This is a genomic window from Clavibacter quasicaliforniensis (assembly GCF_051201715.1).
Taxonomy (GTDB): Bacteria; Actinomycetota; Actinomycetes; order Actinomycetales; family Microbacteriaceae; genus Clavibacter; species Clavibacter seminis.
In genome coordinates this window covers 1,980,961-2,001,227 of the sequence record NZ_CP139624.1, presented here as the reverse complement: position 1 = coordinate 2,001,227, position 20,267 = coordinate 1,980,961, and the positions used below count along the sequence as shown (strand labels likewise).

General features: G+C 72.4%; 19 protein-coding genes. 16 read left to right on the top strand and 3 right to left on the bottom strand.

What is annotated here, in order from left to right; translation table 11 throughout:
• The first annotated feature begins 28 nt into the window (after positions 1-28).
• The 9 genes from NL142_RS09550 to NL142_RS09510 all read left to right on the top strand — a co-directional run bounded on the left by NL142_RS09550 (position 29) and on the right by NL142_RS09510 (position 9,382).
• Entirely contained in the window at positions 29-796 is a 768-nt protein-coding gene (locus NL142_RS09550; protein ID WP_435079069.1) for a YebC/PmpR family DNA-binding transcriptional regulator, read from the top strand.
• A gap of 51 nt (positions 797-847) precedes the next feature.
• Complete coding sequence (gene ruvC / locus NL142_RS09545; RefSeq protein WP_435079067.1) at positions 848-1,456, top strand: crossover junction endodeoxyribonuclease RuvC; 609 nt, start codon at positions 848-850, stop codon at positions 1,454-1,456.
• Between the two features lie 16 nt (positions 1,457-1,472).
• Positions 1,473-2,117 (top strand): Holliday junction branch migration protein RuvA, encoded by a 645-nt coding sequence (gene ruvA, locus NL142_RS09540; protein WP_104234824.1) that lies wholly within the window; start codon positions 1,473-1,475, stop codon positions 2,115-2,117.
• Positions 2,114-3,193: a Holliday junction branch migration DNA helicase RuvB gene (gene ruvB, locus NL142_RS09535; protein WP_435079064.1), complete on the top strand. Its 1,080-nt coding sequence runs from the start codon at positions 2,114-2,116 to the stop codon at positions 3,191-3,193. Before ruvA ends, ruvB begins: the two co-directional genes overlap by 4 nt.
• Positions 3,194-3,269: 76 nt before the next feature.
• Positions 3,270-3,653 (top strand): preprotein translocase subunit YajC, encoded by a 384-nt coding sequence (gene yajC / locus NL142_RS09530; protein ID WP_234424493.1) that lies wholly within the window; start codon positions 3,270-3,272, stop codon positions 3,651-3,653.
• A 127-nt stretch (positions 3,654-3,780) separates the two neighbouring features.
• On the top strand, positions 3,781-5,589 hold the full coding sequence (gene secD, locus NL142_RS09525) for a protein translocase subunit SecD (RefSeq protein ID WP_435079062.1): 1,809 nt from the start codon (positions 3,781-3,783) through the stop codon (positions 5,587-5,589).
• Positions 5,589-6,599 (top strand): protein translocase subunit SecF, encoded by a 1,011-nt coding sequence (secF, locus tag NL142_RS09520; protein ID WP_012038498.1) that lies wholly within the window; start codon positions 5,589-5,591, stop codon positions 6,597-6,599. Before secD ends, secF begins: the two co-directional genes overlap by 1 nt.
• Positions 6,596-6,955, top strand: a complete 360-nt coding sequence (locus NL142_RS09515) for a rhodanese-like domain-containing protein (protein ID WP_435079059.1) — start codon at positions 6,596-6,598, stop codon at positions 6,953-6,955. Before secF ends, NL142_RS09515 begins: the two co-directional genes overlap by 4 nt.
• A 177-nt stretch (positions 6,956-7,132) precedes the next feature.
• Positions 7,133-9,382, top strand: a complete 2,250-nt coding sequence (locus NL142_RS09510; RefSeq protein ID WP_104234818.1) for a RelA/SpoT family protein — start codon at positions 7,133-7,135, stop codon at positions 9,380-9,382.
• On the opposite strand, the gene NL142_RS09505 is transcribed toward NL142_RS09510, so the two are convergent.
• The 3 genes from NL142_RS09505 to NL142_RS09495 form a co-directional block, all read right to left on the bottom strand.
• Positions 9,369-9,977: a type IV toxin-antitoxin system AbiEi family antitoxin gene (locus NL142_RS09505; RefSeq protein WP_435079057.1), complete on the bottom strand. Its 609-nt coding sequence runs from the start codon at positions 9,975-9,977 to the stop codon at positions 9,369-9,371. The two genes, NL142_RS09510 and NL142_RS09505, sit on opposite strands and share 14 nt — an antisense overlap.
• 93 nt (positions 9,978-10,070) lie before the next feature.
• On the bottom strand, positions 10,071-11,303 hold the full coding sequence (locus NL142_RS09500; RefSeq protein WP_435079055.1) for a DUF349 domain-containing protein: 1,233 nt from the start codon (positions 11,301-11,303) through the stop codon (positions 10,071-10,073).
• A gap of 257 nt (positions 11,304-11,560) precedes the next feature.
• Positions 11,561-11,836 carry a dioxygenase gene (locus tag NL142_RS09495; RefSeq protein WP_435079053.1) on the bottom strand — a complete coding sequence of 92 codons (276 nt, stop codon included), beginning with the start codon at positions 11,834-11,836 and terminating at the stop codon, positions 11,561-11,563.
• A 73-nt stretch (positions 11,837-11,909) separates the two neighbouring features.
• On the opposite strand from NL142_RS09495, the gene NL142_RS09490 reads away from it, so the two are divergent.
• The 7 genes from NL142_RS09490 (at position 11,910) to NL142_RS09460 (ending at position 20,182) form a co-directional block, all read left to right on the top strand.
• The gene (locus NL142_RS09490; RefSeq protein ID WP_435079050.1) at positions 11,910-13,325 is read left to right on the top strand and encodes a replication-associated recombination protein A; all 1,416 of its coding nucleotides are present in this window, start codon (positions 11,910-11,912) and stop codon (positions 13,323-13,325) included.
• Between the two features lie 248 nt (positions 13,326-13,573).
• Positions 13,574-14,203: a 30S ribosomal protein S4 gene (gene rpsD / locus NL142_RS09485; protein ID WP_012038492.1), complete on the top strand. Its 630-nt coding sequence runs from the start codon at positions 13,574-13,576 to the stop codon at positions 14,201-14,203.
• 177 nt (positions 14,204-14,380) lie between these two features.
• On the top strand, positions 14,381-14,602 hold the full coding sequence (locus NL142_RS09480; RefSeq protein WP_012038491.1) for a hypothetical protein: 222 nt from the start codon (positions 14,381-14,383) through the stop codon (positions 14,600-14,602).
• A gap of 5 nt (positions 14,603-14,607) precedes the next feature.
• Positions 14,608-17,265: an alanine--tRNA ligase gene (gene alaS / locus NL142_RS09475; RefSeq protein ID WP_435079048.1), complete on the top strand. Its 2,658-nt coding sequence runs from the start codon at positions 14,608-14,610 to the stop codon at positions 17,263-17,265.
• Positions 17,265-17,750 carry a Holliday junction resolvase RuvX gene (gene ruvX / locus NL142_RS09470; protein ID WP_194682427.1) on the top strand — a complete coding sequence of 162 codons (486 nt, stop codon included), beginning with the start codon at positions 17,265-17,267 and terminating at the stop codon, positions 17,748-17,750. The genes alaS and ruvX overlap by 1 nt, the downstream gene beginning before the upstream one ends.
• Positions 17,751-17,904: 154 nt before the next feature.
• Positions 17,905-19,299: an endolytic transglycosylase MltG gene (gene mltG, locus NL142_RS09465; RefSeq protein ID WP_435081591.1), complete on the top strand. Its 1,395-nt coding sequence runs from the start codon at positions 17,905-17,907 to the stop codon at positions 19,297-19,299.
• Positions 19,292-20,182, top strand: coding sequence for a shikimate dehydrogenase (locus tag NL142_RS09460; RefSeq protein ID WP_435079046.1), 891 nt, complete (start codon positions 19,292-19,294; stop codon positions 20,180-20,182). Before mltG ends, NL142_RS09460 begins: the two co-directional genes overlap by 8 nt.
• Positions 20,183-20,267: the final 85 nt, after the last annotated feature.

The following is a 20,267-nucleotide window of genomic DNA, read 5'->3' as shown; positions in this document are numbered from 1 at the left end:
AGCAGACGCCGCGTAAGGAGAACCACCCGTGTCCGGACATTCCAAGTGGGCGACCACGAAGCACAAGAAGGCGATCATCGACTCGCGGCGCGCCAAGTCGTTCGCGAAGCTGATCAAGAACATCGAGGTCGCGGCCAAGATCGGCGGCGCCGACATGTCCGGCAACCCGACCCTCGTCGACGCGGTGCAGAAGGCCAAGAAGACCAGCGTCCCGAACGACAACATCGACCGCGCCGTCAAGCGAGGAGCCGGGCTGCTCGGCGAGGTCGTCGACTACCAGACGATCATGTACGAGGGCTACGCCGCCAACGGCGTCGCGATGCTCGTCGAGTGCCTCACCGACAACAAGAACCGCGCCGCCGCCGAGGTCCGCACGGCCATGAGCCGCAACGGCGGCACGATGGCCGACCCGGGCAGCGTGGCCTACAACTTCCACCGCAAGGGCGTCATCGCGGTGCCGCACGACGAGGCGCCGACCGAGGACGACGTGCTCGCGGCCGTCCTCGACGCGGGTGCCGAGGACGTGACCGACCACGGCGAGGTGTTCGAGATCCGCTGCGAGCCGTCCGACATGGTCGCCGTGCGCCAGGCGCTGCAGGACGCGGGCGTCGACTACGACTCCGCCGACGTGGAGTTCGTGCCGCAGGTCAAGGTCGAGGTCGACCTGGAGACCGCGCGCAAGGTCAACAAGCTCGTCGACGCCATGGAGGACCTGGACGACGTCCAGAACATCTACGTCAACAGCGACGTGCCCGCCGACGTGCAGGCCGCGCTGGACGACGACGACGAGGAGTAGGACCCCATCGCCGGGGCGCGGGGGAGCGGCGCGGGTGGCAGCGGCCCGTCCGTGCGGATCCTCGGGATCGACCCCGGGCTGACGCGCTGCGGCGTCGGCGTTGTCGACGTCTACCCCGACCGCTCCGCCCGGCTCGTCGACGTGCAGGTCGTCCGCACCAGCCCGACGGCCGAGCTGCACCACCGGCTGCTCGCGGTCGGCGACGGCATCGAGGAGCTCGTCGACCGGCACCGGCCGTCCGTCGTCGCCATCGAGCGCGTGTTCGCGCAGGACAACCTCTCGACCGTGATGGGAGTGGCGCAGATCACGGGCGTGGCCCTCGTGGGCGCGGCGCGGCGCGGTCTCGACGTCGCCCTCCACACGCCGAGCGAGGTCAAGGCCGCCGTCACCGGGTACGGGCAGGCCGACAAGAGGCAGGTGGCGACGATGGTGGCGCGGATCCTCGGCCTCGACGCGCTGCCGACCCCCGCCGACGCGTCCGACGCCCTGGCCCTCGCGATCTGCGCCGGCTGGCGCGCGGGCATGTCCCGCGCCGGCATCGCCGGGACGCCGGCGCCGACGCCACGGGCGACCGGCCCGGACGCGGCGTCGAGCGCAGGACCGACCGCGGCGCAGACCGCGTGGCTCGCGGCCGAGCGTGCGCAGCGGGGTCGGCGCTAGCTCGTAGGGTTGGGACGTGATCTCCTCCCTCCGCGGCACCGTGCTGTCCGTCTCCGGTCAGACCCTCCTGCTGGAGGTGCACGGGGTGGGCTACGGCGTCTCGGTGACGCCTCGGCACGCGCTCGAGCTGCGGCATGGATCCGAGGCCACCGTGCTCACGTCGCTGGTCGTGCGCGAGGACTCGCTCACCCTCTTCGGCTTCCCCGGGCCGGACGAGCTGCGGGCCTTCGAGCTGCTCTGCGGCGTCACGGGCGTCGGCCCCAAGTCGGCCCTCGCCGTGCTCGAGCACCTGGATCCGGAGGCCATGGCCCAGGCCGTCGCCGCGGAGGACGACGCCGCCTTCCGCCGCGTGTCGGGCATCGGACCGAAGACCGCCAAGCTCATCGTGCTGCAGCTCGCGGGGAAGCTGTTCGTCACGCAGCCGCGCAGCCGCTCGACCGGGTCCGCCGCCTCGACGGTCACCGCCGACGTCGTCACCGCCCTCATCGGCCTCGGCTGGTCCGAGCGCGTGGCTCGCACCGCGGTCGACGACGCCGCGGCCGCGGCTGCCGAGCAGGGCGCGCCCGCCGACATGCCCCGCCTGCTGCGCGTCGCGCTCGGCATGCTCGGGCCGCAGCAGCCCGCGGGCGCGACCCCGACCGGTCAGGCGGCCGACCGGTGAGCGGCCTCGAGCACGGCGACGCGTCCAGCCCCGTCCCGGAGTCCGACGCCGAGCTGGCGTTCGAGGGCGCGCTCCGCCCGCGATCGCTCTCGGAGTTCGTCGGCCAGGTCAAGGTGCGCGGCCAGCTGGAGCTGCTGCTCACGGCCGCGGCCATGCAGAACCGCTCGCCCGACCACATCCTGCTCGCGGGCCCGCCCGGGCTCGGCAAGACGACGCTCGCCATGATCGTCGCGGAGGAGAGCCGCCGGCCCCTGCGGCTCACGAGCGGCCCCGCCATCCAGCACGCGGGCGACCTCGCGGCCGTGCTGTCCGCGCTGGTGCCGGGCGAGATCCTGTTCGTCGACGAGATCCACCGCATGGCCCGCTCGGCCGAGGAGATGCTGTACCTGGCGATGGAGGACTACCGCATCGACATCATGGTGGGCAAGGGCGCGGGGGCGACCTCCATCCCGCTTGAGCTGTCGCCGTTCACCCTGGTGGGCGCGACGACGCGCTCGGGGATGCTGCCGAGCCCGCTCCGCGACCGGTTCGGCTTCACCGCGCACCTCGAGTTCTACGAGACGCACGAGCTCGAGCAGGTGATCGAGCGCGCCGCCCGCATGCTGCACCTGGAGATCGAGCACGAGGCGGTCGCGGAGATCGCCGGTCGGTGCCGGGGGACCCCGCGCATCGCGAACCGCCTGCTCCGGCGGGTGCGCGACTACGCCCTCGTTCACGGCACGGAGGCGGGCCTCGAGTCCGTGCGCGCGGCGCTCGACCTCTACGACGTGGATCCGCTCGGCCTCGACCGGCTCGACCGCGCCGTCATGCGCGGCATCCTCACGCGCTTCGGCGGCGGGCCCGTCGGGCTCAACACCCTCGCCGTGTCGGTGGGGGAGGAGGCGGAGACGATCGAGTCGGTCGTCGAGCCGTTCCTCGTCCGCATCGGCCTGGTGGCGCGGACGCCGAGGGGTCGCGTCGCGACGCCGGCCGCGTGGGAGCACTTCGGCCTCGAGGCCCCCGCGGCGCCGGGCGCTCCCGCCCGCGCATCGGGTGCGTCAGGTGCCGCCGGGGCCCTCTTCGGCGATGAACTATGATTCAAGCTGGCCTCCCGCGGAACGTCGCCGGTTCGTCGTGTCCGTCACCTCCCAGCATCTGAAAGGCCCGTCCCGCATGGACCCGTTCACCTTGATCATGTTCGCCGTCCTGGCGCTGCTCATCTTCTTCATGTTCCGCAACAGCCGGAAGCGCCAGAAGGACCTCGCGTCGCTGCAGACGCAGATGGTCCCCGGCGCCGAGGTCATGACCGCGTCCGGCATCTACGGCACGCTCGTCTCCTTCGACGAGGAGAACAACCTCGCGTACCTCGAGGTCTCGCCCGGCACGGTGCTGAAGCTCCACCGCCAGACCATCGCCCGCGTGGTCGAGCCCACCGTCGCCGACGACGCCTCCGCCCTCGCGGACGACGCGCCCGCCGCGGACGTGGTCGACGAGACCGGCACGAGCGACGTCTCGCGCCGCGTCGACGACGGCGACGCCCCCACCGCGCGCTCCTGATCCTCCGGGCGGGCGGCCACCGGTCGCCCGTCCCTCCGGGCGTCTCCTCGCCCGGACCCGCTCACCCCTCCATCCGGAGCGCCGCGCGGATCCCGCCGGCCCACCGCGAAGAAAGTCGAGTGTCCAGGTGGCCAAGTCGCCCACACCGGTACGCAAGGCCAGGCGCAAGCTCATCTGGCTGCTGGTCATCATCGGCCTCCTGGCCGGCGGCAACGCCGCGAGCGTCGCGTTCAGCAACGGCTCCTGGAGCCCCAAGCTCGCGCTCGACCTCGAGGGCGGCACGCAGATCATCCTCGCGCCGCAGCTCGACGGAGCCTCCTCCGGGCCCACGAGCGAGCAGCTCGCGCAGGCCGTCTCCATCATTCGCCAGCGCGTCGACGCGAGCGGCGTCTCCGAGGCGGAGATCACCACGCAGGGCGGCAGCAACATCGTCGTCAGCCTGCCCGGTGAGCCCGACGCGGCGACCATGCAGCGCCTGCAGTCCTCCGCGAAGCTCGAGCTGCGCCCCGTGCTGATCGGCGCGGCGGGCACGGCGTCGGTCGCCCCGACGCCCACGCCCACGCCCACCGATGGGTCGGCGCCCGCGGATGGCTCCACTCCCGCGGCCGAGACCCCGGCCGCGGAGGCCACCCCGGATCCCTCCACCCTCTCCGACGAGCCCACGGCCGAGCCCACGGGCCCGAGCGACGTCTCGTGGGTCACGCCGCGTCTCCAGGCGGAGTTCGCCGCCTACGACTGCGCGACCGCCCCCGAGAACGACGGGCAGGCGGCACCCGCCGACCGCGCGATCATCGCCTGCTCCGACGACGGCGCCGCGAAGTACGTCCTCGGCCCGGTCGAGGTGGACGGAAGCACAATCTCCGACGCGACGAGCGGCCTCCAGCAGTCGAGCCAGGGCGTCAGCACCGGCACGTGGTCGGTCAACCTGGTCTTCGACGGCGACGGCACGAAGCAGTTCGGCGACATGTCCACCCGCCTCATCACGCTCGAGTCGCCGCGCAACCAGTTCGCGTTCGTGCTCGACAACGAGGTCATCTCCGCCCCGGTCACGCAGGGCGTCGTCACCAACGGCAAGCCCTCCATCACGGGCAACTTCACGCAGGAGAGCGCCAAGGCGCTGGCCGACCAGCTCAAGTTCGGCGCCCTGCCGCTCAGCTTCACGCTGCAGAGCTCGGATGTCATCTCGGCGACGCTCGGATCCTCGCAGCTCACCAGCGGACTGATCGCGGGACTCATCGGCCTCGTGCTCGTGGTGCTCTACTCGCTCGTGCAGTACCGGGCGCTCGGCATGGTCACCATCGCGTCGCTCGTGATCGCCGCGGTGATCACCTACCTCCTGATCACGCTGCTCAGCTGGCGGGAGGGGTACCGGCTGTCGCTCGCCGGGGTGGCCGGGCTCATCGTGGCCATCGGCATCACAGCCGACTCGTTCATCGTCTACTTCGAACGCATCAAGGACGAGCTGCGCGACGGCCGCGGACTCGTCTCGTCGGTCGAGCAGGGATGGAAGCGCGCGCTGCGCACGATCATCGCGTCCGACACGGTGAACTTCCTCGCGGCGGCGGTGCTGTTCATCCTCGCCGTGGGCAACGTCAAGGGCTTCGCGCTCACGCTGGGGCTCACGACGATCATCGACCTCATCGTCGTCTCGCTCTTCACGCACCCGATCCTGCAGCTGCTCGCGAACCGGCGCTTCTTCGCCGAGGGCCACCGCATGAGCGGGCTCGACCCGCGGGCGCTCGGCGCGGTGTACCGGGGCCGCGCCACGTTCCGCACCCCCACGGCCACCACCGGACGCGGTGCCGCGGCGGCCAAGGAGGCGGCGCGCCGGCAGACCATCGCCGAGCGCAAGGCCGCCCAGGGTCAGGCGACCGGATCCACGAAGACCGCGACGATCGACGCGCCGCGGGCCGACGACACGAGCAGGGACGACTGATGGCTGGCTTCTCCGAGTTCGGCAACGACCTCTACACGGGCAAGCGCTCGTTCGACATCGTCGGCCGCCGCCGTCTCTGGTACTCCATCGCGGCGATCTGCATCCTCATCTCGGTCCTGGGGCCGCTCGTGCGCGGCGGCTTCACGTTCGGCATCGAGTTCACGGGCGGATCCGAGTACACGGTGAGCGGGGTGCAGTCGCAGTCGCAGGACATCGCCAGCGACGCCGTCGCCACCGTGACCCCGGTGCCGGCCCGCGTGTCGTCGGTCGGGTCCGACGGCGTCCGCGTCCAGACCGACCAGCTGCAGCCCGCGGACAGCTCCGCCGTGCGGCAGGCGCTCGCGACCGCCTACGGAGTCGAGACGTCCAGCGTCACCGAGTCCTTCATCGGGCCGTCCTGGGGACAGGACATCACCCGGCAGGCGCTCTGGGGCCTCGTGGTGTTCCTCGCGCTGGCCGCGGTCGTCATGTCGGTCTACTTCCGCACCTGGAAGATGTCCGTCGCCGCGATCATCGCGCTGCTGCACGACCTCGTCCTCACCGCCGGCATCTACGGCATCACGGGCTTCGAGGTCACCCCGGCCGCAGTCATCGGCTTCCTCACGATCCTCGGCTACTCCCTCTACGACACCGTCGTGGTGTTCGACAAGATCCGGGAGAACACGGCGGAGGACGGGCAGGAGTCGCGGCGCACGTTCGCGCAGTCGGTGAACCTCGCGGTCAACCAGACCCTCGTGCGGTCCATCAACACGTCGATCGTCGCCATCCTCCCCGTCGGGTCGATCCTCTTCATCGGCGCCGTCGTGCTCGGCGCCGGCACCCTGCGCGACATCGCGCTGTCGCTGTTCATCGGCATCATCGTCGGCACCTACTCGACGATCTTCATCGCGGCTCCGCTCTACGCGCACCTCCGTGAGGGCGAGCCGAAGGTGAAGCGCGGCGACGCCCTCGCGAGATCGGCCGCGAGCCGCGCCCAGGCCGAGCGTGCCGCCGTGACGGTGGAGTCGTGACGAGCTCGCAGGGCGCGGGCGTCCCCGAGGACCTCGACGCCGCCACCGCGAAGGCCCGCACCACCACGGGCGAGTCCTGGCTCCTCGACGTGCGCGAGCCCGACGAGTGGGAGGCCGGCCACTCCGCCGTCGCCCACCACATCCCGATGGGCGAGCTCGAGGCGCGAGTGGGCGAGATCCCGACCGATCAGCACATCGCTGTCGTCTGCCGCTCCGGACACCGGTCGGCCATCGCGACGCAGGCTCTGCTGCGCGGTGGGTTCGCGGCCTCCAACATCACGGGCGGCATGCACGCGTGGTCCGAGATGGGCGGCGACGTCGTCACCGGCGACGGGCAGCCCGGCCGCATCGCCTGAGCCTGACGGCCGGTCGCGTCGCCCGGCCGCGTCGCCCGACTCGGACGGCCGCCCCACGCGTCCTCGGGTGAGGTGCTCATGGAGGCGCTCTGCGCGTCGCCGGACGCCCGCCCGTGGTCGGGAGCTCTCGGGCGCGGTGATAATTTGGTCTCCAGCACACGCCTGGGAGGCTGAACGATGACGGAGACGACCTCGAGCACGGCTTCCCTCCGGCGCCTGGTGCCCCGCCTCTTCTCCCGGGCGCAGCCGGCCGGTGCCGTCGAGCAGCTCATCCGCACCGCGCGCCTGCACCACCCCAAGGCCGACATGAGCCTGATCGAGCGCGCCTACGCCGTCGCCGAGCGGGCGCACGAGGGCCAGAAGCGCAAGAGTGGCGAGCCGTACATCACCCACCCGGTCGCGGTCGCGCAGATCCTCGCGGACCTCGGCATCGGCCCCAAGACCCTCGCGGCCGCCCTCCTCCACGACACGGTCGAGGACACCGACTACACGCTCGACATGCTCCGCCACGACTTCGGCGACGAGATCGCCATGCTGGTCGACGGCGTGACCAAGCTCGACAAGCTGAAGTACGGCGACAGCGCCCAGGCCGAGACGGTGCGCAAGATGGTCGTCGCGATGTCCAAGGACATCCGGGTCCTCGTGGTCAAGCTGGCCGACCGCCTCCACAACGCGCGCACGTGGGGGTTCGTCGAATCCGCGTCCGCCGAGAGGAAGGCCAAGGAGACCCTCGAGATCTACGCGCCGCTCGCGCACCGCCTCGGCATATCGACCATCAAGTGGGAGCTCGAGGACCTCTCGTTCGCGGTGCTCTACCCGAAGATCTACGTCGAGATCGAGAACCTCGTCAAGCAGCGCACGCCGCAGCGCGAGGAGTTCGTCCAGCAGGTGATCGACAGCGTCAACGACGACCTCCGCGCCGCCAAGATCCGCGGCAAGGTGGCCGGCCGGCCCAAGCAGTACTACTCGATCTACCAGAAGATGGTCGTGCGCGGCCGCGAGTTCGACGAGATCTACGACCTCGTCGGGATCCGCGTGCTGGTCGACTCGCTGCGCGACTGCTACGCCGTGCTCGGCGCGATCCACGCCCGCTGGACTCCCGTGCCCGGGCGCTTCAAGGACTACATCGCCACACCCAAGTTCAACCTCTACCAGTCGCTGCACACGACGGTGATCGGGCCCAAGGGCCGCCCGGTCGAGATCCAGATCCGCACGCACGAGATGCACCAGCGCGCCGAGTTCGGCGTCGCGGCGCACTGGAAGTACAAGGAGCGCATGAACGGCGGGCGCACCCCCGAGGTGTCGCCGCAGGGGGACACCGACCTCGCCTGGCTCGCGCACATCTCCGACTGGCAGTCGGAGACCGCCGACCCGGGGGAGTTCCTCGACTCGCTGCGCTTCGAGATCGGCGCGAAGGAGGTCTACGTCTTCACCCCGCACGGCAAGGTGATCGGCCTGCCCGCCGGCGGGACGCCCGTGGACTTCGCCTACGCCGTGCACACGGACGTCGGCCACCGCACGATGGGCGCCAAGGTGAACGGGCGGCTCGTGCCGCTCGAGAACCCGCTCACCACGGGCGACGTGGTGGAGGTGTTCACGTCGAAGAACCCCGACAGCGGACCGAGCAAGGACTGGCTCGCGTTCGTGAAGAGCGCTCGGGCGCGCAACAAGATCAAGCAGTGGTTCACCAAGGAGCGCCGCGAGGAGGCGATCGAGCAGGGCAAGGACGCCATCGCCCGCGCCATGCGCAAGCAGAACCTCCCGCTGCAGAAGCTCATGAACCAGGACGCGTTCTCGGACGTGGCGCAGAGCATGAAGTACGACGACGTCGCGGCGCTCTACGCCGCCGTCGGCGAGGGTCACGTCTCGACCCAGTCGGTGATCGAGAAGGTGCTGTCGTCGATCCAGGGCGACAGCGGCGGCGAGGCCGAGGAGGTCTTCGCGGTCACGCAGCGTTCGCGGGTCTCGCGCAACAGCGACTCCGGGGTCCTCGTGCGTGGGGCGCCGGACATCCTCGTGAAGCTCGCGAAGTGCTGCACGCCCGTGCCCGGGGACGAGATCATCGGGTTCGTGACGCGCGGCGCGGGGGTCTCCGTCCACCAGGCCAACTGCCACAACGTGGACTCCCTGCGCGCGGAGCCCGATCGCATGATCGAGGTGGAGTGGGCGCCGTCGTCCAAGAGCCTGTTCCTGGTGCACATCCAGGTCGAGGCGCTCGACCGTTCCGGCCTCCTCAGCGACGTGACGCGCGTGCTGTCGGAGCACCACGTGAACATCCTCTCGGCGTCCGTCTCGACGTCGTCCAACCGGCTCGCGATCAGCCGCTTCGTGTTCGAGATGGGCGACGTGACGCACCTGGACCGCGTGCTCAACGCGGTGCGCCGCATCGACGCCGTGTACGACGTGTACCGGGTCAACGGGGGCTGACGGGATCCGCTGCCGACTCGCCCTCCGCGAGGTCGGACGATGCCGCGCGGCGTGCCAGCGCATCGAGACGGACGAGCGCGCGTCGCTTGTCGGGGAGGGCACCCGACGCGGCCAGGTGCTCCCGCGCCGCCGCGTCCGTCACCCCGGGCAGCGCCAGCAGCCCGAGGCACGCGGCCTCGTGGGCCGGCGAGAAGTCGGCGACCGTGCGCGCGATGTCGCACAGCGTCCGCAGAGGCGTGGTGACGCGGAGGCCGGCCAGCACGACCGTGTCGCGCTCGTCGAGCACGACCTCGCGGATGCGCACGTTGCGCAACGCCGGAGGATGGCAGCGCGCGACGCTGTCGACGCAGTACTCGTGCGTGCGCGGCGGGGTGCGGACGGCGCCGTGCACCCAGGCCGCCGTCGACCGCTCGGCGATGAGGCGCGAGGGGACCTGCGCGGCGAGCGCCGCGGCGCGGAGCCAGGGCGAGGCCAGCTCGTCGACGGGGGAGTAGCAGGCGTCGACCTCGTACACCTCGCCGTCTAGGCGGGCGGAGCAGAGCTCGGCGAGCGGGAGGTCGAGGACGGACAGGACGGGGGCGAGTCGGGGTGACATGGGCGCACCATGCCATCGGGCATGGGGCCACGGGCGACGGCCCGGGATCCTGTGGAGGATCCCGGGCCGTCGCCGCGCTGCGGAGGGGTCGGGCTAGGAGCCGAGGGCGTCCAGCCACACGCGGCGGGCGGCCAGGGCCTCCTCGGCGTCCTTGATGCGTCGCGCGTCGCCGTCGGCCTTGGCCGCGTCGAGCTCGCGCTGCAGCTTGTCGATGGCGGCGCCGAGCTGCGACGCGAGCCCCTCGGAGCGCGCCTTCGTCTCCGGGTTGTTCTTGCGCCAGAACTCCTCGTCCAGGGTGCGCACGTGCGTCTCGACCTTGCGCAGGCGGTCCTCGACGGTCTTGACGCTGTCCCGCGGCACACGACCGATCGCGTCCCAGCGCAGCTGGACGGCGGTGAGCTTGTCACGAGCGGCCGTGCGCTCCGTGATCTGGAGGATGGGCTCGGCCTCGTCGAGGAGCGCGAGCTTGGCCTGGAGGTTGGCCTGCTGCTCCTCGTCGTCCGCCGCGTCGACCTCGGCCTTGGCGCCGTAGAGCACGTCGCCCGCCGCCTTGAACTGCGCCCACAACGCGTCGTCGTAGCGCTTCCCCGCGCGTCCGGCCAGCTTCCACTCGTCGAGGAGGCGGCGGTAGGCGGGGATGCCGCCGACGCCCTGCGGCTCGAGGGCGCGTGCCTGCTCGACGATCGCCTGCTTCTTCGAGCGGGCGTCCTTGTGCGCGTTGTCGAGCTCGGCGAAGAACGCCTTGCGCTCGGTGTCGATCGTGGAGCGCGCTGTGCGGAAGCGCTTCCAGAGCTCGTTGGCGTCGTTCTTGGGGAGGCGAGGCCCCGTCTGCTGGTGCTGCTGCCACCGGCCGAAGAGCGCGTCGACCTCGGCCGTCAGCTGCTTCCACTGGACCTTCGAGAAGTCCTGGCTCGCGAGGCGCTCGGTCTCCTCGACGATGGCGGTGCGCTCGGCGATGGCGCCCTGCACCACCTGGCGCTGCTCCTCGCCCTGCTTCTCGGTGAGCTCGCCGACGGTGGCGGCGAGGACGTCGAGACGCGTGCGGAGCGCGGCGAGGTCGCCGACGGCGTTCGCACCGTCCACGGCCTCGATGAGGTGCGCGACCGCCTTGGAGACGTCGGCGGCGGGAGCGCCGCGCTTGGCGCGCTGCTCGAGCAGCGTGACCTGCCCGGCGAGGTCCGTGAACTTGCGCTGGAAGTAGGCCAGCGCCTCCTCGGGGGTCCCGTCGGGGTACTGGCCGACGGCGCGTTCACCGTCGCCCTCGCGCAGGAAGACGGTGCCCGTCTCGTCGACGCGGCCCCAGGGGGTCTGATCGTTGTCAGCCACGGATTCCACCTTGTTCGTAGGACCGGACGGACCGGTGCGGAGACGTGCACGTCAGCCTAGAGCACGGGCATCGAGCGGGTTCGCCGCGGGCGGCGGCGGGCTGACCTCTCGATCATGCCCCAGCGCACGTCGCGGTCGCTCGTGTGGCCGCGGATCGGACGCGGCTCGCAGGGGCCCGTGAGGACCGGCCGGCTCCTCGAGCCGTGCCGGCCGTGCGCACGTGGATGAGGGCCTCGCGTCGGCGCTGCGGTCCGGGCTCAGGGCGTCGGCGTGGCGTCCGGCGTCGCGGGGGCGGTCGCGGGGGACGACGGCGATGACGAGGGGGCGGGTGCCGGCGCGGGGGCGCCGGGGCCGGACTCGTACGCGAGCTGCGCGCCGATCGCGAGCGCGGCGACGAGGACCACCGCCACGACCGCGCCCAGGTCGTCGCGACGGCGGCGTCGGACGGCGCGCGCGTGGAGCTCCTGGCGGGCCGCGTAGCGGCGGAGTCGGGCCTGCGCCTCGCGGGCTGCGCGGTCGTTCTTCGGGGCCACGGCGTCCTCACGGTCGGTCCCGCCCGAGGCGGCGGTACGGGAACCATAGCCGGTCGCGCCTACCATCGAGATCATGACCGACACGCGACCGGGCCTCCGTTCGGGGGCGACGCCCCTGGCCGTCCGGATGCGTCCCCGCAGCCTCGACGAGGTCACCGGCCAGCGCCACCTGCTGACGCCGGGCTCGCCCCTCGTGAGCCTGGCGTCGGACGTGGCGGGGGAGCAGGGGTCGGTCTCGATCATCCTGTGGGGCCCGCCCGGGACGGGCAAGACGACGCTCGCCCAGGCCATCGCGCACGGTTCCAGCCGCCGCTTCGTCGAGCTCTCGGCCGTGACCGCCGGCGTCCGCGACGTGCGGCAGGTGATGGAGAAGGCGCTCAGCGACCGCGACCTCTTCGGCGTCTCGACCGTGCTCTTCCTCGACGAGATCCACCGCTTCACCAAGGCGCAGCAGGACGCGCTGCTGCCGGGCGTGGAGAACGGGTGGGTGATCCTCATCGCGGCCACCACGGAGAACCCGTCGTTCTCCGTCATCTCGCCGCTCCTCTCGCGGAGCCTCCTGCTGACGCTGGAGCAGCTCGACGACGACGACCTCGGCGTGCTCGTGGACCGCGCCGTCGCCGACGACCGTGGCCTCGGCGGCCGGTTCGCGCTCGACGACGACGCGCGGGCCATGATCATCCGGCTCGCGTCCGGCGACGCCCGGCGCGCGCTGACGGCGCTCGAGGCGGCGGCGGTGTCGGCGCAGGCGGACGCGTCGGGCAAGGCGCGCGCCGCGGCCGAGGACGAGGACGAGGACGACGACGACGACCAGGACGGCCTGGAGCCCGAGCCCTCCGAGGCTCCCGCGCCGATCCCCATCTCCACCGAGCAGGTCGCGCTCGCGGTCGACCGGGCCCTGCTGCGCTACGACCGCAACGGCGACGAGCACTACGACGTCATCAGCGCCTTCATCAAGTCGATCCGCGGGTCCGACGTCGACGCCGCGCTGCACTACCTCGCGCGGATGATCGAGGCGGGGGAGGACCCGCGCTTCATCGCCCGGCGGATCATCGTCTCGGCCTCCGAGGACATCGGGCTCGCCGACCCCCAGGCGCTCGTGGTCGCGGTCGCGGCCGCCGACGCGGTGCAGCTCATCGGCATGCCGGAGGGGCGGATCCCGCTGGCGCAGGCGGTCGTGCACCTCGCGACCGCGCCCAAGTCGAACGCCTCCTACCTCGGGATCGACCAGGCCATCGCGGACGTGCGCGCGGGAGCATTCGGCCGCGTGCCCCTCCACCTCCGCGACGCGCACTACCCGGGCGCGAAGCGGCTCGGCCACGGCAAGGGCTACCGCTATCCCCATGACGCGGACATCGGCGTCGTGAGGCAGCAGTACCTGCCGGACGAGCTCGTCGGACGCACCTACTACTCGCCCACGCAGCACGGGCACGAGCGGGACCTCTCGGCCCGGCTCGAGAAGCTGCGCCGCATCGTCCGCGGGGGCTGATCCCGGCGCGGCGCATCCCCGGGATCACGCCGATCGCGTGCTACGCTTGCTGACGCCTAGATGGGGTGTCGCGTGCGGCTGCGTCGACATCCAGATCCAAGGGACACGTCCTGTAGCCGGACGACCCGTGGCGAATCCCTCTACTTCCGCAGGACCCGCATCAGCGGGATCGATCGTCGCGCGCCCATGCGTGTGCGCGGACGCCCTGCATCATCCGTAGTCAGAGACTTTCTCCCTGGAAGGAAAACGTGTCCACCAAGTCACGCACCCGCAGCAAGACCCGCCTCTCCCGCGCGCTGGGCATCCCGCTCACGCCGAAGGCGGCCAAGTACCTCGAGAAGCGCCCCTACGCACCGGGCGAGCACGGCCGGTCCAAGCGCAAGCAGGACAGCGACTACGCCGTCCGCCTGCGCGAGAAGCAGCGTCTGCGCGCCCAGTACGGCATCCGCGAGGCCCAGCTCAAGATCGCCTTCCAGGAGGCGCGTCGGACGCAGGGCCTGACCGGTGAGAACCTCGTCGAGATCCTCGAGCAGCGCCTCGACGCGCTCGTCGTCCGCTCCGGCCTCGCGCGCACCACGGCGCAGGCCCGCCAGCTCGTCGTGCACCGCCACATCATGGTCGACGGCAAGATCGTCGACCGTCCCTCCTTCCGCGTGAAGGCCGGCCAGATGATCCACGTCAAGCCGCGCTCCGAGGGCACCGAGCCCTTCCAGGTCGCGGCCGCCGGCGGTCACGCCGACGTGCTGCCGAAGCTCCCCTCGTACCTCGAGGTCGAGCTCGACAAGCTGCAGGCCCGCCTCGTGCGCCTGCCGAAGCGCGCAGAGGTCCCCGTGACCTGCGAGGTCCAGCTGGTCGTCGAGTACTACGCGGCACGCTAGCCACCCCGCTCCACCGTCCGCGAGGCGGGTCGCCCCATCCCGGGGCGGCCCGCCTCGCGTCGTATCCGGCCGCGGCCGCGCCACCCCGGCCCGGGCGGCGCGGACCCCGGCCGGTAGGATCGCCCTCGGCCCCGAAGGCCGCCAGCCCGTCGCGTCACCTCCCGGAAGGGGAGCAGCATGAAGAACCTCGTCCTCATCGTCGTGGGGGTCGTCATCGGCTTCGCGGTCGCCCACGTGGTCGACCGCACCCCGGCCGGGCACCGCCTGTTCCAGGACGTCGACGCCCGGGCCCGCCGCTTCGGCGAGTCCGTCGAGCACGGCTACCGGCGCCGCGAGGCCGAGCTGCGCTCCGCCGTGGGCGAGGCCGAGGACACCATCACCGAGCTGGGAAAGCAGTAGACCGCATGCAGACCGCAGACATCCGCAACGCCTGGCTGACGTACTTCGGCGACCGGGGGCACACCGTCGTGCCGTCCGCGTCGCTCGTGAGCGACGACCCGACCCTGCTGTTCACGGTGGCCGGCATGGTGCCGTTCGTGCCCTACCTCACGGGCGTCGTGCCCGCGCCGTTCCCGCGCGCGACGAGCGTCCAGAAGTGCATCCGCACGCTCGACATCGAGGAGGTCGGCCGCACGCCGCGCCACGGCACCTTCTTCCAGATGAACGGCAACTTCTCCTTCGGCGACTACTTCAAGGAGCAGGCCATCGCGTACGCGTGGGAGCTGCTCACGACGAGCGAGGCCGACGGCGGCCTCGGGTTCTCGCCCGACGACCTCTGGGTCACCGTCTACCACGAGGACGACGAGGCCAGGCAGGCGTGGAAGCGCATCGCGGGCCTGCCGGACGAGCGGATCCAGGGCCTCGGCCGCGACACGAACTACTGGCACACCGGCCAGCCCGGCCCCGCGGGCCCCTGCTCGGAGATCTTCTTCGACCGCGGCCCTGCGTACGGCGCGGACGGCGGCCCGGCGACCGACGACGACCGCTACGTGGAGATCTGGAACCTCGTCTTCATGCAGTACCTGCGCGGGGCCGGCACGGGCAAGAGCGACTTCGAGATCCTCGGCGACCTGCCGAAGCGGAACATCGACACCGGCATGGGCCTCGAGCGCGTCGCGTTCCTCAAGCAGGGCGTCGAGAACATGTACGAGATCGACCAGGTGCGCCCCGTGCTCGACCGCGCGGCCGAGCTGTCCGGCCGTCGCTACGGCGCCGACCACGAGGACGACGTGCGCATGCGGATCGTCGCCGACCACGTGCGCTCCTCCCTCATGCTGATGTCGGACGGCGTGCGGCCGTCGAACGAGGGGCGCGGCTACATCCTGCGCCGCCTGATGCGACGCACCGTGCGCGCGATGCGCCTCATGGGCGTGGACGCCGCGACCTTCGGCGAGCTGTTCCCCGCGTCGCGCGACGCGATGAAGGCCGCCTACCCCGAGGTGTCCGACGACTTCGACCGCATCTCGCGCCTGGCGTACGCGGAGGAGGAGACCTTCCTCCGCACGCTCTCCGGCGGCACGACGATCCTCGACGTCGCGGTCGGCGAGACCAAGGCGAAGGGCGGCGAGCGGATCGCGGGCGACACCGCGTTCCTCCTGCACGACACCTTCGGCTTCCCCATCGACCTCACGCTCGAGATGGCGGAGGAGAACGGCCTCACGGTCGACCGCGAGGCGTTCGACCGGCTGATGCTGGAGCAGCGCACGCGCGCCAAGGCGGACGCCAAGAGCAAGAAGACGGCGTTGGCCGACCTCACCGTCTACAGCGAGTTCCGGGCCGCGGGCGAGACCCGCTTCACGGGCTACGACGAGCTGGAGACCGGGACGACGATCCTCGGGCTCATCGTCGGCGGCCACAGCGTCGACCACGCGGTCGCGGGCGACATCGCGGAGGTCATCCTCCCCGAGACGAGCCTCTACGCCGAGTCCGGCGGCCAGGAGGCCGACGCCGGCAGCATCGTGGGCAACGGCTTCGACCTCGAGGTGCTCGACGTGCAGAAGCCCGTGAAGGGCCTCATCAGCCACCGCGTGCAGGTGCGCTCGGGCGAGGTGGGCGTCGGCGACGCCGCCACGACGGTCGTCGACGCCGACTGGCGCCGCGGCGCGACCCAGGCGCACTCGGGCACGCACCTCGTCCACGCCGCGCTCCGCCAGGTGCTCGGCCAGGACGCGCACCAGTCCGGGTCCTACAACCGGGCCGGCTACATGCGCCTCGACTTCGCGTGGAACCAGACGCTCAGCCCCGAGACGCGCAGCGAGATCGAGGACATCGCGAACGGCGCCGTGCGCGACGACCTGCAGGTCGTGACGCGCGTCATGCCCATCGACGAGGCCAAGCAGCTCGGCGCCATGGCGCTGTTCGGCGAGAAGTACGGCGACACCGTGCGCGTGGTCGACATCGGCGGCCCGTGGTCGCGCGAGCTGTGCGCGGGCACGCACGTGTCCTCCAGCGCGCAGATCGGGCTCATCAACGTCGTGGGGGAGTCGTCGGTCGGATCCACGAACCGCCGCATCGAGTCGCTCGTCGGCCGCGAGGCGTTCCAGGACCTGGCCGTCGAGCGCGCCATCGTGTCGCAGCTCACCTCGAGCCTGAAGACGCCGCGCGAGCAGCTGCCCGACCGCATCGCCGACCTCATGCAGAACCTCAAGACCGCGGAGCGGCGCATCGCCGACTTCGAGGCGCAGGCGCTGCAGCAGCGCGTGCCGGCGCTCCTCGCACAGGGATCGCGCGTCGGAGCCGTGACGCTCATCCAGGAGTCGCTCGGCAGCGTCCGCTCGGCCGACGAGGTGCGCCAGCTCGTGACGCTCGTGCGCGAGCGCGCGGGATCCGAGCCCGTCGTGGTCGCCCTCGCGGGCGACGCGGGCGGCAAGCCGACGGTCATCGTGGCCACCAACCAGGCCGCGCGCGACGCGGGCGCCAAGGCCGGGCAGCTCGCCCGGGCGGCGGCTGCGGCGCTCGGCGGCGGCGGGGGCGGCAAGGACGACCTCGCGCAGGGTGGCGGATCCGACGTCTCGGCCATCGGCGACGCGCTGACCGCGGTGCGCCAGGCGCTCGACTCCTGATGCGGATCGGATCCCGGCTCGCGGTCGACGTGGGCAAGGCCCGCATCGGCCTCGCCCGGTCGGATCCGCACGGGCTGATCGCGACGCCCGTCGAGACCGTGCCGCGCGACGCGGCCGGTTCGGCGGACGTGCGGAGGATCCTCGCGGTGGCCGCCGAGATCGACTGCGCGGAGCTCCTCGTGGGCCTCCCGCTCGCGCTCTCCGGCCGCGCCACGGCGTCCACGGACGACGCGGAGGGGTTCGCCCGGCGGCTCGCGGACGCGACGGAGATCCCCGTGCGGCTGGTCGACGAGCGCCTCTCGACGGTCTCCGCGCAGGGCGCCCTGCGCGCCTCGGGCAGAGGCTCCCGTAAGCAGAAGCCGGTGATCGACCAGGTGGCGGCCGTTATAATCCTTCAACATGCGCTCGAGACCGAGCGCGCCGCCGGCTCCCCACCCGGTGCTCTCGTCCCGAGGAACCGAGTCGATCCTGACCGACACGCCTGAGAACGATCCCACCCGACGCGCCACGGCGGCCGCGGGCGGAGGCGGCGACCCCTTCGAGAGCCTCTTCGGCGAGCAGGCGGCGGCACCCGGACGTCCGTCGTCTCCCGCTCCGGCACCGCGCGGCGAGGGACCGGGCATCGGCACCGGCGCGCCCATGACGCGCCGCGAGCTCCGTGCCCTGCGCGAGGCGGCAGAGGCGCGGGCAGCGGCTCCCGCTCCCGCTGCGGACGGCGCGCCCTCGTCCGCGGCGGCCGACGAGCGTCCCACCGTGCGGGAGACGGCAGCCCGGCCCCCCGCTCACATCCCGCGTCCCGCCGTCGAGGAGCGCCCGCACGCCGCCGCGTCGACCTCCGCAGCGTCGGCCGCCAGCGACGTCTCCGCCGCGTCCGCGTCCGCTGCCGGCATCGCAGCCACCACCACGCCCACCCGCGAGAGGCGGGGTGGCGGACGTCGGACCCCGCCGCCCGCGGCGGCTCCCGTCGCCCCGAAGCCGAAGCGCCGCCATCCCAAGTGGCCGTACGTCGTCCTCCTGCTCGTCGTGCTGTTCGGCGGTGCGGCCGTCATCGCGACGTCGCTGTTCGGCCCCGTCGTGTCGGCCCTGATGACGCCCGCCGAGCCGACCGACTACGACGGCGACGGATCCGGGGAGGTGCAGGTGGTCGTCAAGACGGGCGACACCGGCAGCACCATCGGCGACACGCTCGCCTCGCAGGACGTCGTGAAGACGTCGAAGGCGTTCTACCGGGCCGTCGTCGCGTCCGGCGGCGAGGTCGTGTTCCAGCCGGGCACGTACACGCTGCGGAAGCAGATGAGCGCGGCGTCCGCGCTCGCGCTGCTGCAGGATCCGTCCAGCCAGAGCCAGGCCAAGGTCACCATCCCCGAGGGCCAGACCGCCGCGCAGGCGTTCGAGCTCATCGCGGAGGGCACGGGCACGCCCGTCGCCGACCTCGAGGCCGCCGCGTCGGATCGCGCCGCGCTCGGCATCCCCGCGGAGGCGCCGAACATCGAGGGCTACCTCTTCCCGGCCACCTACGACTTCCCGCCAGGCACCTCCGCGACGGACATGGTGAAGGCGATGGTGAGCCGCACCTTCCAGGCGCTCGACCAGGCCGGCGTCGCGCCCGCCGACCGGCACCGCGTGCTCACGCTCGCCGCGCTCATCCAGAAGGAGGCCCGCTTCGAGGGGGACTTCTACAAGGTGTCGCGGGTGTTCCAGAACCGCATCGCCATCGGCATGCCGCTGCAGTCGGACGCGACGGTCGCCTACGGCGCGAACTCGGTCGGCCGCGTGACGACCACCGACGCCGAGCGCGCCGACGACAACCCGTGGAACACCTACGTGCACCCCGGCCTGCCGATCGGCCCCATCTCCAACCCGGGCGACCTCGCGATCAAGGCCGCGCTGGCGCCCGCCGACGGCCCGTGGCTGTACTTCGTCACCGTCAACACCATCACGGGCGACACCGTCTTCTCGCAGACGTACGAGGAGCACCAGAGGGCCGTCGCGCAGTGGCAGCAGTTCATGAAGGACAACCCGGGCAATGGCTGATGCGCGGACGCCGGCCGTGCGGCTGGCGGTCCTCGGCAGCCCCATCGCGCACTCGCTGTCGCCGCGGCTGCACGCCGCGGCGTACGCGGTGCTCGGGCTCGACTGGACGTACGAGGCGATGGAGTGCACGGGGGCGGACCTCGGCGCGTTCGTCGCGGGTCTCGGATCCGAGTGGCGCGGCCTCTCGCTCACGATGCCGCTCAAGCGCGACGTGCTGCCGCTCCTCGACCTGATCGACGACACGGCCCGGCTGGCGGGCGCGGCCAACACGCTGCTGCTCGAGCGCGACGCTGCGGGGGCCGTCGTCCGGCGGGGCGCGAACACGGACGTCGCGGGCATCGTGCGGGCGCTCGAGGCGGCCGGCGTCGAGCGCTCGGAGAGGGCCGTGGTGCTGGGCGCCGGATCCACGGCGCGCTCGGCCGTCGTCGCGCTGGCCCGCTCGGGCGCGCGCGAGGTCGTCGTCGCGGCCCGCCGGCCGGAGCAGGGGCGGGAGCTCGCCCCGCTGGCCCACGAGCTGGGCCTCGCGCTCCTGACCACCCCGCTCGACGCGGCGGTGGGCGCGCTCCGCGACGCCGACACCGTGGTCAGCACCCTCCCGGGCGACGCCGCCGCGGCCGTGCCGCTGCCCGCCGCCCTGACCGAGACGACGGTGCTCCTCGACGTGACGTACGCGCCGTGGCCCACCGGCATCGCGTCGGCGTGGGAGCGCGCGGGCGGCCGCGTCGTGCCGGGGATCGACATGCTCGTCCACCAGGCGCTCGACCAGGTGCGGCTGTTCGTCGCCGGAGACGCGGAACGGCCGCTGCCCGGCGAGGAGCGCGTGCTGGCGGCGATGCTGGCGAGCGTCAGCCGCGATCCGCGGAGGCCCTGGACCGGCGCCTGACCCGCGGGTCGCTCCCTGCCGCTGCGGGAGGCCCCGGATCGGCGCCTGACCCGCGGGTCCGTCCCTGCCGCTGTGGGAGGATGGG

Excerpts from the sequence above, each read along its gene's own strand:
- NL142_RS09490 (WP_435079050.1), top strand. The coding sequence starts at position 11,910 with ATGACCGACACGCGACCGGGCCTCCGTTCGGGGGCGACGCCCCTGGCC.
- NL142_RS09460 (WP_435079046.1), top strand. The coding sequence starts at position 19,292 with ATGGCTGATGCGCGGACGCCGGCCGTGCGGCTGGCGGTCCTCGGCAGC.
- yajC (WP_234424493.1), top strand. The coding sequence starts at position 3,270 with ATGGACCCGTTCACCTTGATCATGTTCGCCGTCCTGGCGCTGCTCATC.
- secF (WP_012038498.1), top strand. The coding sequence starts at position 5,589 with ATGGCTGGCTTCTCCGAGTTCGGCAACGACCTCTACACGGGCAAGCGC.
- mltG (WP_435081591.1), top strand. The coding sequence starts at position 17,905 with ATGACGCGCCGCGAGCTCCGTGCCCTGCGCGAGGCGGCAGAGGCGCGG.
- NL142_RS09510 (WP_104234818.1), top strand. The coding sequence starts at position 7,133 with ATGACGGAGACGACCTCGAGCACGGCTTCCCTCCGGCGCCTGGTGCCC.
- ruvX (WP_194682427.1), top strand. The coding sequence starts at position 17,265 with ATGCGGATCGGATCCCGGCTCGCGGTCGACGTGGGCAAGGCCCGCATC.
- NL142_RS09505 (WP_435079057.1), bottom strand. The coding sequence starts at position 9,977 with ATGTCACCCCGACTCGCCCCCGTCCTGTCCGTCCTCGACCTCCCGCTC.
- NL142_RS09480 (WP_012038491.1), top strand. The coding sequence starts at position 14,381 with ATGAAGAACCTCGTCCTCATCGTCGTGGGGGTCGTCATCGGCTTCGCG.
- alaS (WP_435079048.1), top strand. The coding sequence starts at position 14,608 with ATGCAGACCGCAGACATCCGCAACGCCTGGCTGACGTACTTCGGCGAC.